The sequence below is a fragment of the Stenotrophomonas humi genome, from assembly GCF_001431415.1.
Classification (GTDB): domain Bacteria; phylum Pseudomonadota; class Gammaproteobacteria; order Xanthomonadales; family Xanthomonadaceae; genus Stenotrophomonas; species Stenotrophomonas humi.
In genome coordinates, this window is the sequence record NZ_LDJI01000042.1 from 1 (window position 1) to 12264 (window position 12264).

The 12264-nt window shown below is 64.9% G+C and carries 12 protein-coding genes and 2 pseudogenes; 4 read left to right on the plus strand and 10 right to left on the minus strand.

All coding sequences use genetic code 11. The annotated features are described in order from the left end of the window. Window positions 1-24: 24 nt before the first annotated feature. The 3 genes and pseudogenes from ABB26_RS17160 to ubiK all read right to left on the minus strand — a co-directional run. A pseudogene (locus tag ABB26_RS17160) lies at window positions 25-345 on the minus strand (transposase); the annotation flags it as partial. Window positions 346-484: 139 nt separating this feature from the next. Continuing rightward, window positions 485-1333 (minus strand): annotated as a pseudogene (locus tag ABB26_RS17165) (magnesium chelatase domain-containing protein); the annotation flags it as partial. A gap of 8 nt (window positions 1334-1341) precedes the next feature. Continuing rightward, the gene (gene ubiK / locus ABB26_RS17170) at window positions 1342-1602 is read right to left on the minus strand and encodes a ubiquinone biosynthesis accessory factor UbiK (protein ID WP_057635940.1); all 261 of its coding nucleotides are present in this window, start codon (window positions 1600-1602) and stop codon (window positions 1342-1344) included. A 179-nt stretch (window positions 1603-1781) separates the two neighbouring features. Between ubiK and ABB26_RS17175 the strand changes: the two genes are divergently transcribed. Beyond that, window positions 1782-2120, plus strand: coding sequence for a P-II family nitrogen regulator (locus ABB26_RS17175; protein ID WP_057635941.1), 339 nt, complete (start codon window positions 1782-1784; stop codon window positions 2118-2120). Between the two features lie 65 nt (window positions 2121-2185). Here ABB26_RS17175 and ABB26_RS17180 read toward each other — a convergent pair whose 3' ends face one another. Beyond that, window positions 2186-2848, minus strand: coding sequence for an RIO1 family regulatory kinase/ATPase domain-containing protein (locus ABB26_RS17180; protein WP_057635942.1), 663 nt, complete (start codon window positions 2846-2848; stop codon window positions 2186-2188). Between the two features lie 289 nt (window positions 2849-3137). Between ABB26_RS17180 and ABB26_RS17185 the strand changes: the two genes are divergently transcribed. Continuing rightward, window positions 3138-4043, plus strand: a complete 906-nt coding sequence (locus ABB26_RS17185; RefSeq protein ID WP_057635943.1) for an aspartyl/asparaginyl beta-hydroxylase domain-containing protein — start codon at window positions 3138-3140, stop codon at window positions 4041-4043. A 138-nt stretch (window positions 4044-4181) separates the two neighbouring features. On the opposite strand, the gene speE is transcribed toward ABB26_RS17185, so the two are convergent. After that, a complete protein-coding gene (gene speE, locus ABB26_RS17190; protein WP_057635944.1) occupies window positions 4182-5039 on the minus strand; it encodes a polyamine aminopropyltransferase in 858 nt (285 codons plus the stop codon). A gap of 237 nt (window positions 5040-5276) precedes the next feature. On the opposite strand from speE, the gene speA reads away from it, so the two are divergent. Beyond that, window positions 5277-7166: an arginine decarboxylase gene (gene speA, locus ABB26_RS17195; RefSeq protein ID WP_057635945.1), complete on the plus strand. Its 1890-nt coding sequence runs from the start codon at window positions 5277-5279 to the stop codon at window positions 7164-7166. A gap of 84 nt (window positions 7167-7250) precedes the next feature. Here speA and ABB26_RS17200 read toward each other — a convergent pair whose 3' ends face one another. From ABB26_RS17200 to ABB26_RS17210, 3 genes are read right to left on the minus strand one after another with little or no spacing between them, the layout of a single operon-like run. Next, window positions 7251-8579: a sensor histidine kinase gene (locus ABB26_RS17200; protein WP_057635946.1), complete on the minus strand. Its 1329-nt coding sequence runs from the start codon at window positions 8577-8579 to the stop codon at window positions 7251-7253. Then, complete coding sequence (locus tag ABB26_RS17205; RefSeq protein WP_057635947.1) at window positions 8576-9238, minus strand: response regulator transcription factor; 663 nt, start codon at window positions 9236-9238, stop codon at window positions 8576-8578. Before ABB26_RS17205 ends, ABB26_RS17200 begins: the two co-directional genes overlap by 4 nt. Then, entirely contained in the window at window positions 9238-9525 is a 288-nt protein-coding gene (locus ABB26_RS17210) for a PepSY domain-containing protein (RefSeq protein WP_245626263.1), read from the minus strand. The genes ABB26_RS17205 and ABB26_RS17210 overlap by 1 nt, the downstream gene beginning before the upstream one ends. A gap of 141 nt (window positions 9526-9666) precedes the next feature. Here ABB26_RS17210 and ABB26_RS17215 point away from each other — a divergent pair, with 141 nt between their 5' ends. Further along, complete coding sequence (locus ABB26_RS17215) at window positions 9667-10107, plus strand: PepSY domain-containing protein (protein WP_057635949.1); 441 nt, start codon at window positions 9667-9669, stop codon at window positions 10105-10107. Window positions 10108-10466: 359 nt separating this feature from the next. Here ABB26_RS17215 and ABB26_RS17220 read toward each other — a convergent pair whose 3' ends face one another. Then, window positions 10467-11216, minus strand: a complete 750-nt coding sequence (locus tag ABB26_RS17220) for an SDR family NAD(P)-dependent oxidoreductase (RefSeq protein WP_057635950.1) — start codon at window positions 11214-11216, stop codon at window positions 10467-10469. A gap of 163 nt (window positions 11217-11379) precedes the next feature. Then, entirely contained in the window at window positions 11380-12246 is an 867-nt protein-coding gene (locus ABB26_RS17225) for an SPOR domain-containing protein (RefSeq protein ID WP_057635951.1), read from the minus strand. Window positions 12247-12264: the final 18 nt, after the last annotated feature.

A 12264-nucleotide genomic window follows, 5' to 3' on the forward strand; every position in this document is an offset into this window, starting at 1 on the left:
TACGAAATCCTGGGCGATTCAGTTGTATTCAAACACATCGGTGTTTGCTGCATCGAGTGTTGGGTAGTTCGACCGGTATATCCGTTCGCGCTTGAGCAGGCCGAAGAAGCCTTCGCACGCGGCGTTGTCACCGCAGTGGTCCACCGCACTCATCGAGCATGCCAGGCCGTTGGCCACCAAGTAACGCTGGTACGCGCCGCTTCGAAATTGGCTGCCACGATCAGAGTGCAGGATCACCCGGTGGCAGCCTTGGCGCTGCCAGACAGCCATCTGCACGGCCCGGATCACCATTTGCCGGCCCTGCAGATAGTGCACCGCCCCCACCACGCCTTGGTCGACCAGGTTTTCGTGTATGTGACCCGCGCCCAGTGTGCCCCGACGACCCGGAAGTAGCCTTCTCGCTTGGCCCAGATCGGTCGGTCGAAAGAGGCCTTCGTCAAAAACAGTCGCGCATTTCATGACTCAGTCGCGTTAATCGTGACTCGTGACAACCGCCACCAACCAGGGCCACCGCGCTGGCGGTGTGGTGCGGCGACCGGAAGGGCCGTTGTCGCCAGCGCCCCGGGTCCACGCCGCGGCCACTGACCGAGGCGATGGCGGCCGCTTCCAGGGCTTCGGCTTCGCTGGCCTCGGGCAGGATGCCGGGCAGGCGAGAGGCCAGCAGCGTCTTGCCGCAACCGGGTGAGCCGAGCAGCAGCAGGTGGTGGCCACCAGCGGCTGCGATCTCCAGCGCACGTCGGGCCTGCAATTGCCCGCGCACATCCGTCAGATCAGGCTGGGCAAGCGTGTGCATGGGGGGCAACTGCGCGGCTGGCAGGACCTTGTCGCCAGCCAGTGCCGCGCAGACTTCCAACAGGGTACGCGCGGCTTTGACACTGGCATGCTGTGCCAATGCGGCTTCGCCGGCATTGGCGGCAGGTACGATCAGGCAGCGTTGTTCGGCGGCGGCCGCGATGGCGGCGGGCAAGGCACCGTCGACGGCGCGCAGTTCGCCGGTGAGTGCCAACTCGCCGATGAATTCATGGCCGGTCAGAGTGGCGCGGTCGATCTGGCCGCTGGCTGCGAGGATGCCCAGCGCGATGGGGAGATCAAAACGCCCGCCTTCCTTGGGTAGATCGGCAGGCGCGAGGTTGATGGTGATGCGTCGCGCGGGGAATTCGAACTGGGCGCAAAGCAGGGCAGCACGCACCCGGTCACGCGATTCACGAACTGCCGCTTCGGGCAGCCCGACAATCTGGGTGGAAGGCAGGCCGCCGGACAGATGCACTTCCACCTGCACCGCCGGTGCGTACACGCCAGCGCGGGCGCGGCTGTGCACCAAGGCCAGGCTCATGGCCTGGCTCAGGCGTCGGGGGGCGTGGTGTTGCGGCTTTCCAGGGCGGTGAGGGCCTGTTCCAGCGCGTCGAGCTTTTCACGGGTGCGCAGCAGCACGGCACGCTGCACTTCAAACTCCTCGCGGGTGACCAGGTCCAGCTTGCTCAGGCCGGCCTGCAGGGAGCTTTTGAAGGTGGTCTGCAGTTCCTCGCGGGAATCGCGCAGCCCCTGCGGCACCAGATCGCTGAGGCGACGGGCGAGTTCATCGATGTGTTTGAGGTCGATCATGGCAATTCTCCGCAAGGGTTGGCCGAGCCTATAAGGCCGGGCTTTTGCGGCGCATCGGTGTCCGTAATGGCGAGCCGTAAGGATAAGCCGTAACGTCAGTGCTGGCACGCGGGCACGGATGCTCAGGTCAACGTGTGTCCACGGTATCCTGCCGACAGATTCCCAGAGGAAAGCGACTGATGAAGATGATCATGGCCATCGTCAAACCGTTCAAGCTGGACGACGTGCGTGAGGCGTTGGCCGAGCGCGGCGTGGCCGGCATCACTGTCACCGAGGTCAAGGGCTTTGGCAGGCAGAAGGGCCACACCGAGCTGTATCGCGGCGCCGAGTATGTGGTCGACTTCCTGCCCAAGGTGAAGATCGAGGTGGCTGTCACCGACGCCCAGGCCGACGAAGTGGTGGAAGCCATCGTCAAGGCCGCCGGCACCGGCAAGATCGGTGACGGCAAGGTGTTCGTCTACGATCTGGGCAGCGTGGTGCGCATCCGCACCGGCGAAGTGGACGCCGACGCGCTTTGATTCCGCAGCCGCAGCCGCAGGCCGGGTAGGGGGCTGCGGCCTGTCTTCAGCCCTGTCGCAGCGCGTCAGCCCTGCCGTTTGATCCACCGATACAACCGCTTCCAGGTACGGCGCAGGCCCAGCACCCAGCCGGGTTCGGCCAGCAGCGCGGCCTGTTCGGCGGATGGGCGTTGCCCGGTCAGGCGCTGACGCATCTTCACCAGGTTCTTCATGTCGCTGCGACGCAGCTGGCGGGTGATCGGGCTGTTGCGCAGCCAGCGCGGCCAACGCAGTGCCGAGGTGAAATCCAGCAGCACCGGCACACCGGCGCTGACCATCACATTGGTGCCGTGCAGATCGTTGTGGGTGATGCCGGCCGCATGCAGGCGCGCCAACGCACCCTGCAGCTGGTCGAAGACTTCCTGGCTGACGCCCTGGACACTGGCGGTGAGGGTATCACCGGGAATGTATTCCATGCCCAGCGCCAGTCCGCCCAGGGTGCCGAGCAGGGCCGGCGCGTGCTTCCAGCCCTGCAGCCGGCGTAGGACCTTGGCTTCGTGGCGTACCAGCAGGCGCGCGATAGGTGACAGCGGGGTTCCCTGATAGCGGCGGTAGTCCTTGACCACTGCCGGGCGGCCTTCCAGCTGAATGCGGTAAACATCCGGTTCGAGCAGGCGCTCGCCACGTTTGAGCAATTGATTGGCAGGAACGAGCGGCGTATCGCCGTCGAAAGTGGGCAATGTGTTCATGAAAACCTTCCTGACGCGGCGGGCGCGGAAAGCGTCTTGAAATGCCGGTCTTGCGGTGCCCGTAAGGGGCGGGAATATGCCGCGAATTATAAAACTGAACGGTATGGCAATTGCTGAATGTAAAAAAAATGTAGGAAACTGATGACGGAAAGCATCGTTGCACTGGCACCCCCCTCGTTGGGCTGTCCGTCGGCCCCATGTTTGTCTGCACCCCCGGTGTCCCTGCTCCTGCGCCCGGTTGAGGGTGATTCCCCCTGTTTCCTGACTCCGGCCACGGCCGGGAGGTCGAATGATCAAATTCGTGCTGGCGGTCCTGTTCGTGGCCTGCGTGCTGTACATCCATTTCCGCGGCAAGGTGCGCGCGCGCTGGTCGCGTCAGTTGCTGGACCATTCCAGCTTCATGGCGCCGATCAACGTGGTCATGTACCTGTTTTCCAAGGTGCCGACCACGCCATTCCTGGACCCGGGCAAGGAATTTCCGCAGCTGGAGCCGTTGCGGCAGAACTGGCAGGTGATCCGCGATGAGGCCATTGCCTTGCGTGACGCCGAGAAAATCGCCGCTGCCAGCAGCTTCAACGATGCCGGTTTCAACTCGTTCTTCCGCCGCGGCTGGAAGCGCTTCTACCTGCGCTGGTATGGCCCCTCGCACCCGTCGGCCAAGGCGTTGTGCCCGCAGACCGTGGCGCTGATCGAATCGATTCCCGATGTGCGTGCGGCGATGTTCGCGCAGCTGCCGGCGGGCAGTGAACTGCGCCCGCACCGTGATCCGTTCGCCGGTTCATTGCGCCTGCATCTGGGCTTGAGTACCCCCAACGATGATCGCTGCTACATCGAGGTGGATGGCATCCGCAAAAGCTGGTGCGATGGGCAATGGATGATGTTTGACGAGACCTACATCCATCACGCGCACAACGAGACCGATCAAGACCGGGTGATCCTGTTCTGCGACATTGCCCGCCCGCTGCGCTTTGGCTTGCCGGGGCTGTTCAACCGCGCGGTGGCCGCCACCCTGCTGGCGGGCGGCGCCTCGCCGAATCTGCCCGGTGACCCGACCGGCGGGGTCAACAAGGCCTTTGGCGGCGTGTACAAGATCCGCCTGAAGGCCAAGGCACTGCGCGCGCGCAGCGCGTTCGCCTATCACGCGATCAAGTGGGGTCTGGTGGTGGCGGTGATTGCGGGTATCTGGGCGCTGTAAGCGCCGCCACCGCACCATTCCGCGAGCGGTGGCCGGCTACCGTGGAAGGCCGACCTTGCCGCGCCTGTCAGGACCACGTTCGGCTGCACACAAAAAACCCCGCATTTCTGCGGGGTTTTTGTTTGCAGTGCGGCTGGCTTACTCGCCCAGCGCCTTGGCCACGAACGGCGGGCTGACTAGCACGCCGGTGTGCAGTGGCGCGGTGTAGTACAGCGTGTCGAACGGCTTGGCAGCCGAATCGGCCTCACGGAAGCCGAAACCGAAACCGGCCTGCTTACTGGCCACGGTCACCGACCACCAGCCGGTCGGATAGCACGGCTGCGGGAACGGCAGGGTCTTGAACGACTGGAAGCCGGCCTTGCCCATTTCCGAACGCATGTCCTTGATCAGCTCCAGCAAGGCCAGCGGCGATTCGCTCTGCTGCACCAGCAGGCCGTCGTCCTTCAGGGCACGGAAGCAGCTTTCGAAGAACGCCTTGTTGAACAGGCCTTCGGCCGGGCCGACCGGATCGGTGGAGTCCACGATCACCACGTCCACGCTGCCCGGGGCGCAATTGGCCATGTAGGCCACGCCGTCGTCGAACAGCAGTTCGGCGCGCACGTCACCGTTGGATTCGCACAGCTCCGGGAAGTGCTTCTCGGCCATGCGGGTGACCTGCTCGTCGATGTCGCACTGGGTGGCGCTTTCCACGCCCGGGTGCTTGAGCACTTCACGCAGGGTGCCGCAGTCGCCGCCGCCGATGATGACCACGCGCTTGGGCGCCGGGTGGGTGAACAGCACCGGGTGGCTGATCATCTCGTGGTAGAAGAAGTTGTCCTTGGTGGTCAGCATCATGGCGCCGTCGATGACCATCAACTTGCCCCAGTCGGTGCTGTCGTAGATCTCGATCTTCTGGAACGGCGACTGCACTTCCTCCAGCTTGCCGGTGATGCGGAAACCAATGGACGAGCCGGTCGGCTGGAAGTGTTCGATGAACCAGTTTTCGTTGGAGGTCATTGCAGGGTTCCTAGCAAGGGGAGGCGATGCCCTTCTCCCATCGGGAGAAGGTGCCGCGAAGGGCGGATGAGGGTAAGGGCGAAGCCTGTCACAGTCAGGTTTCACGCTTGCCCTCACCCCCGACCCCGCTCCCGGGGGAGAGGGGAGGTAGTGAGGGCGCGGATTGTAACGGAGCCTTGCCCCGCAGGCGTTAGAATGCGCGTCCTTATTTATCCACAGCTGAGAGTTGCTACGCCGATGAGCGATTGGTCCCTCGAACAGGCCCGCAAGACCTATTCGATCCCCCACTGGTCTGATGGTTATTTCGACGTCGATGCCGCCGGGCACGTCGTGGTGCGCCCTGCCGGTGCCGAAGGGGCAGTTGTATCGCTGCCGCAGATTGTGGATTCGGCCCGCGCCGCCGGCGCCAAACTGCCGCTGCTGGTGCGTTTCCCGGACATCCTGGGCCAGCGCCTGGGCAAGCTGCAGAGCGCGTTCGCGCAGGCCCAGGCTGACTGGGACTATCCGGGCGGCTACACGGCCGTTTACCCGATCAAGGTGAACCAGCACCGTGGCGTGGCCGGCACCCTGGCCAGCCACCACGGCGAGGGCTTCGGTCTGGAAGCCGGCTCCAAGCCGGAGCTGATGGCGGTGCTGGCGTTGAGCCGGCCGGGCGGGCTGATCGTCTGCAACGGCTACAAGGACCGTGAGTACATCCGCCTGGCGCTGATCGGCCGCAAGCTCGGCCTGCAGACCTACATCGTCATCGAGAAGCCCTCGGAGCTGAAGCTGGTGCTGGAGGAGTCCAAGGCGCTGGACGTGAAGCCGGGCATCGGCGTGCGCATGCGCCTGGCATCGCTGGGCGCCGGCAAGTGGCAGAACAGCGGTGGTGACAAGGCCAAGTTCGGTCTGTCGCCGCGCCAGCTGCTGGACCTGTGGAAGGCGCTGCGCGACACCGAGTACGCCGACTGCCTGAACCTGCTGCATTTCCACATGGGCAGCCAGATCAGCAACGTGCGCGACATCGCCAACGGCATGCGCGAAGCCACCCGCTACTTCGTCGAGCTGTCGCGCCTGGGCGCGAAGATCAGCCACGTCGATGTCGGCGGTGGCCTGGGCATCGACTACGAGGGCACCCGTTCGCGCAGCTACTGCTCGATCAACTACGGGCTCAATTCGTATGCCAGCAACATCGTGCAGCCGCTGGCCGAAGCCTGCGAAGAGCATGGACTGACGCCGCCGCGCATCATCACCGAATGTGGCCGCGCGATGACCGCGCACCACGCGGTGCTGATCGCCAACGTGTCCGAAGTGGAGCAGGCCGCAGAAGGCCGTGTGCCCGAAGCGCATGACGACGAGCCGGCGGCGATCCGCCACCTGCGCGAGATCCATGACGAACTGGATCAGCGCCCGGCGGTGGAACTGTTCCAGGAGGCGCAGCACTTCCATGCCGAAGGCTTGTCCGCCTACGCGCTGGGCCAGATCGACCTGCCGCAGCGTGCGCGCATCGACGACCTGTTCTACGCCATCGCCAACGCCGTGCGTGCGCGTCTGAGCTATGACGAAAAGAGCCATCGTCCGGCGCTGGACGAGCTGAACGATCGCCTGGTCGACAAGTACTTCGTCAACTTCAGCGTGTTCGAGTCGATCCCGGATGCGTGGGCGATCGATCAGGTGTTCCCGATCGTGCCGATCGAGCGTCTGAACGAACGCCCGGACCGCCGCGGCATCATCGCCGACATGACCTGCGATTCGGATGGCATGGTCAAGACGTATGTCGAGAACGAAAGCCTGGACAGCTCGTTGCCGCTGCACGCCGTGCGGCATGGCGAAAGCTACCGCATCGGCTTCTTCCTGGTCGGTGCGTACCAGGAAATCCTCGGCGACATCCACAACCTGTTCGGCGATACCGATGCGGTGGAAGTGCTGGCCGATGCCGATGGTTACGTGATCACCCAGCAGCGCCGCGGTGACACCACCGACGTGATGCTGGACTACGTGGGTTACAGTCTGGCCGATCTGCGCAGTTCTTATCGTGAACGTGTCGCCGCAGCCAATCTGTCGGCCGAGCGTGCGGCGGAACTGGATGCCGCGCTGGAAGCGGGCCTGACCGGTTACACCTATCTGTCGGACGAGCCGCTGGGCTGATCCCGCAGTACAGGCTGTGAAACAGCGAACGCCGCGCCGGCTTGCCTGCGCGGCGTTTTCTTTGGTGCATCGATGGATGTGCGGTCAGGCCTGTGGCAGCAGCAGGCTGGCGCACAAACCGCTGCCGGTATTGCGCAAGGTCAATGTGCCGCCATAGCTGTCGACGATGTCGCCGACAATCGCCAAGCCAAGCCCGCTGCTGCCATCGCGTTCGTCCAGGCGTACTCCACGTTGAAGCACCTGTTGCAATGCTTCCTCGGCCAAGCCTGGGCCGTCGTCGATGACGTCGATCTGCACATGCTGTCCTTCGCTACGTGCCTGGATCCGTACTTCATGCGCTGCCCAGCGGCCGGCGTTGTCGAGCAGGTTGCCGAGCATTTCTTCGAGGTCGGCTGCCGCGCCGGAAAAGTACAGCTGCGCATCGATATCGGCCGTGAGGAAGCGTATGTTGCGCTCGCTGTGCACACGTTCCATCAGCCGGCACAGCGCCTGCATGATCGGCGCAACGGCAGTGCGTTGATGCCGGTCTGCCGCCATGCCGGAGGCCAGATAACGATCAATGCTGGCCTGCATGCGCCGGCTTTGATCGCGCAGGGTTTGTCGCCAGTTCTCGCCGCTGCCATCGGCTTCGGCATGCAGCACGCTCAGCGGTGTCTTCAGCGCATGCGCCAGATCCTGCGCGCTGCTGCGGGCGCGGCTGACCATGCGCTGGTGATGGGCAAGCAGCGCGTTGAGTTCGTTCGCCAGCGGCGCCACTTCACGTCCCAGTCCCTCGCTGCTGATCTGCGCAGCATCGCCGTGGCGCACCTGCTCCACGCGTTTGCCGAGTGCGCGCAGCGGCCGCAGACCGAACTGCACCTGGCTGACCAGTACGGCCAGCCAGGCTGTGATCAACACCGCCATTGCCAGCGCCGAGCGCTGGCGGAAACGGGCGACATCAGCGTCCAACTGGCTCCGGTCGCTGGCGACGGTGACCTGCAGTGGTGACTGGCTGCGCGGCAAACGCACCTGTTGGGTCAGCCCGCGCAAGGGCTGCTGCAATGGACCGTTGAAGTCCACGCCGCTTGCCAGGGTGGGAACCGTTGAAATGGGCGGTTGCAGGCTCTCGTCCCACAACGAGCGCGATTGCAGCAATACCTGCCCATCGGTTGCGGCGATCTGCCAGTAAGCGCCGGAGAAAACGCGCTGGAAACGTGCATCGTTGGGTTCCTGGCGCAGCGCGAGCTTGCCGGTGGCGTCGATCTCGGCCTGCGCCAGCACGGTGAGCAGGTCCTGCTCCAGCTGCGTATCCAGATTGTCGCGTGCGGCCTGTTCGAACAAGCGCCCCAGCAGCACGCCGGCCAGCACCGATACCAGCACCAGCCCCAGGCCACCGGCCAGCAGCAGGCGCGCCCGCAGTGAAAGCACCTTCATGCCGGCGCGACCAATCGCCAGCCTTGGCCGCGTACGGTCTGGATCATTTCCACGCCAAGCTTGCGCCGCAGCCGCCCCAGCAGCACATCCAGTGCATTGGAATCCGGATCATGGCCACCGTCGAACACCTGTTCGCCCAGCCGCTCGCGACCGACCACGCTGCCGGGATGGTGGATGAAATAACTGAGCAGGCGGAATTCCTGCGGGCTCAGTGATAGCGGTTGCCCTTCCAGCAGAAAGCGCCCGGCATTGATCTCCAGTTGCAGTGGCCCACAGCTCAGCTGCGCGCTGGCATGGCCACGGCTGCGGCGGATCAGCGCACGCAGGCGCAGGATCAGCTCATCGGCCTGGAAAGGTTTGGTCAGGTAGTCGTCTGCACCGGCATCGAAACCCGCCAGCTTGTCGTGCCAGCGTCCGCGCGCGGTCAGCACCAGCACCGGGAAGTCGCGGCCGTTGCCACGCCAGCGTTCGATCACGCTGAGTCCATCCAGCCCGGGCAGACCGAGGTCGACGATGGCCGCCTGCAACTCCTCGATCTGGCCGAGTTCCTCGGCTTCACGGCCATCGCTGACGTGGTTGACGACGTAACCGGCCTGCTCCAGCAAGGGTTGCAGGCGGCTGGCCAGTTCCAGGTCATCTTCGGCCAACAGGATCCGCATCAATCGTCCAGTTCGGTCTTCAACAGGGCTCCGCTGCGGGCATCATAGTCGAGCTCGATGACGACGCCGTCGGCGCGCAGGATCTCCACCTCGTAGACGCCGTCATCCAGCTCCACTTCCAGCAGCTTTCCCGGATGCCGCTGCAGCGCGTCGCGCACGATGTTTTCCAACGGCACGTAGCGGCCCTGCTTCAGGGCCTGGCGTGCAGTCTGCTGCGCGGCGTCCTGGCCGTGTGCAACGGCCAGTGGCGCGCCTGCCATCAGCAGCAACAGGCAGGCGAACGTCATGAGGATGCGGTAGGGAAACATGACGCAAGTAATAGCGCGCCCGCCTAACAATCGCCTAACAGCGCTGGCTAAGCCGCTGTTAGGCGGCCGGCGGAGACTGTCCGGGCCGGGCTGATCCGGCAGCACTCAAGGAGTTCCCCCATGTTGAAGTCATTGTTCGCCACCGCCGCCATCGCGGCGGCATTGAGCACCAGCGCCCATGCGCAGACCAAGTCGCTGGGCATGGCCGACGTCGAGCAGAAGCTGCGTGCTGCCGGCTATACCCAGATCCACGAAATCGAGAGGGATGACGGGCTGTGGGAAGCCGATGTCTCCCGCGCCGACGGCCGCTTTGCCGAAGTGTGGGTGGACCCGGTCACGGGTGAGATCTTCGATGAGCAGGATGGCCGCGCTCTGCTGGACAGCCAGCAGATCCTCTCCCGCGCCGCTGCTGCTGGCCTGCGTGACATTCATTCGCTCGAGCGCGACGGTGCGACCTGGAGCCTGGAAGCACGCAATGCTCGCAACCAGCGCGTGGAAGTCCGCATGAGCGGCATCGATGGCCGCATTCTGCACAGCGAGCGTGATGGTTGGCTGGACTGAGTTGCGGTAATGGCGCAGCCAAGACTGCGCCATCACTCCATCACGCCGTCGATCAGTCGCGCGACGCGGGTATTGTCGTCAGAGCAGAAGGCACTTTTGGAATTGCTTTCTGCCAAAGTGGTGGTGCGTTACGAAAGCGGCGAAGGACTGCGTCGGACGCACCGGCGATATGAGAAAGAGCCTGTGAAATCACAGGTTCGTCCAGAGCGTTGGCAGCCTTGCGCAGATGCGTCAGCTGCAATGATTCCTCCCAGGAACAGTGTGGCTGGGAGGAATCGCATAGCGCTTGGCACGGCACGAACTGTTCGATAGAGCGGGATGTGTCTGCCGAAATCGCGCTGGAGGTGCCGCCTTGCAACTCAGCTACGTGCGACCTGGAAGCCGGCAAACGACTGGCTGGTCGGCATCAACTCCAGGCGATTGACGTTCAAGTGCGGCGGCAATGTGGCGACCCAGAAAATCTGTTCGGCGATGTCCTCGGCCGTCATCGGGTTGGCGCCGCCGTAGAGCTGGTCCGATGCGGCCTGGTTGCCGTGCGTGCGCACCAGGGTGAACTCGGTTTCGGCCATGCCCGGTTCGATCGCGGTCACGCGTACGCCGGTGCCGTGCAGGTCCGAACGCAGGCCCAGCGAGAACTGGCTGACGAAGGCCTTGGTGCCGCCATAGGCATTGCCACCTGGGTAGGGATACAGCGCGGCGGTAGAGCTGATGTTGATGATGGCACCACGGCGCGCGACCAGCTGCGGCAGCAGGCGGTGGGTGAGCGTCACCAGTGCGGTGATGTTGGTGTCGATCATCGTGCGCCAGTCTTCCAGGCTGGCGTTCTGCGCGGCGGCGGTGCCCTGCGCCAGGCCGGCGTTGTTGACCAGCAGGTCGATGTCACGGAAGGCCGGCGGCAATGCGACAAGTGCCGCTTCCATTGCAGCGGCATCGCGGATGTCGAAGACCGCGGCATGCACTTTGTCCGCGCCGAATTCTTCAATCAGCGGCTGCAGGCGCTCGGCGCGGCGACCGGTGGCAATCACCTTCCAGCCAGCGGCGGCGAAACGACGGGCAGCGGCAGCGCCGAAGCCGGAGGTGGCGCCTGTGATCAGTGCGGTCTTGGACATGGACGGATTCCGTGGGGAAGGGGGCCTGCGATTTTCGCACTGTGCGGGCTGCCGGGCACCCGGCATCGGGCGGGGAGGGGCAACGCTCTTCAACCGAGCTTCAAACAACCAAAAAGAAAGCCCGGCACTGCCGGGCTTTCCATGGACAACATCGACAACGGCGTTATTGCGCCTTGATCGCCATCGCCTGCAAACCGCTGCCGTCCAGTTTGGACTTGGCCTCAGCCAGTTCGCTGGCCGTGCCATACGGCCCCATGCGCACGCGGTACACGGTGTTACCGCTGATCTGTGCCGATTCCACGCGTGCGGCCAGGCCCATCATCGCCAGCTTTGCCTTGGTGGCTTCGGCATCGCCGGACGCACCAAAAGCACCCGCCTGCAGGATGTAGCGCACATTCTCGGCCGGTGCCGCCGCAGGCGTTGTCGCTGCCGGCCTGGACGTCGGTTGGGCGCTGGCGACCTGTGCCGGCGCTGGCGTGGCTGCGGCCGGGCGCGACGGCGCGGCTTCACTCACCGGAGACGGCTGGCGTGTGGTTTCGCTGACCGGTGCCGGCAGGGTTGCGACGGCCGCCGGAAGCGGGCGACCTTCCAGTGCCGCCTGCGCGCGCTGCGCATCGGTTGGGGGCGTGGCGGCCGCTGTGGCGCGCGCGGCCGCCGCGCGGCGTTGTTCCTCGGCACGCGCGCTGGCAGCCAGCTCGGCGTCGGACATCTGTACTTCCGTGCCCGGCAGCAGGGTGTAGAAGTCGTACTGCGTGGCTGGCTTGTCCTCGGGCTTGGCGCTGGCCGGTGCGGCCGGCCGGGGCGCTTCCACGCCGGCATCGATGTCGGCATCGGCAACCGGTGCCGGTTGCGCATCCGGGTTGGGTTGTGGGCCAACCCGCAGGAAGCCGTCCCCGTCCTTCTTGAACAGGTTGGGTGCCGCCAGGAACACCACGGCCGCGATCGCCGCACCGGCCACCAGCCACACCCAGGCGGGTGTGCCGTTGCCGCTGTTGCGTCGCGCCTGACTCTTGCCGCGTCGTGCTGCCATGTTTACTGCGTCTCCTTG

Bases quoted from the DNA above. Each gene is read 5' to 3' on its own strand.
- ubiK (WP_057635940.1), bottom strand. From the start codon at position 1,602: ATGATCGACCTCAAACACATCGATGAACTCGCCCGTCGCCTCAGCGAT.
- ABB26_RS17175 (WP_057635941.1), top strand. From the start codon at position 1,782: ATGAAGATGATCATGGCCATCGTCAAACCGTTCAAGCTGGACGACGTG.
- ABB26_RS17180 (WP_057635942.1), bottom strand. From the start codon at position 2,848: ATGAACACATTGCCCACTTTCGACGGCGATACGCCGCTCGTTCCTGCC.
- ABB26_RS17185 (WP_057635943.1), top strand. From the start codon at position 3,138: ATGATCAAATTCGTGCTGGCGGTCCTGTTCGTGGCCTGCGTGCTGTAC.
- speE (WP_057635944.1), bottom strand. From the start codon at position 5,039: ATGACCTCCAACGAAAACTGGTTCATCGAACACTTCCAGCCGACCGGC.
- speA (WP_057635945.1), top strand. From the start codon at position 5,277: ATGAGCGATTGGTCCCTCGAACAGGCCCGCAAGACCTATTCGATCCCC.
- ABB26_RS17200 (WP_057635946.1), bottom strand. From the start codon at position 8,579: ATGAAGGTGCTTTCACTGCGGGCGCGCCTGCTGCTGGCCGGTGGCCTG.
- ABB26_RS17205 (WP_057635947.1), bottom strand. From the start codon at position 9,238: ATGCGGATCCTGTTGGCCGAAGATGACCTGGAACTGGCCAGCCGCCTG.
- ABB26_RS17210 (WP_245626263.1), bottom strand. From the start codon at position 9,525: ATGACGTTCGCCTGCCTGTTGCTGCTGATGGCAGGCGCGCCACTGGCC.
- ABB26_RS17215 (WP_057635949.1), top strand. From the start codon at position 9,667: ATGTTGAAGTCATTGTTCGCCACCGCCGCCATCGCGGCGGCATTGAGC.
- ABB26_RS17220 (WP_057635950.1), bottom strand. From the start codon at position 11,216: ATGTCCAAGACCGCACTGATCACAGGCGCCACCTCCGGCTTCGGCGCT.
- ABB26_RS17225 (WP_057635951.1), bottom strand. From the start codon at position 12,246: ATGGCAGCACGACGCGGCAAGAGTCAGGCGCGACGCAACAGCGGCAAC.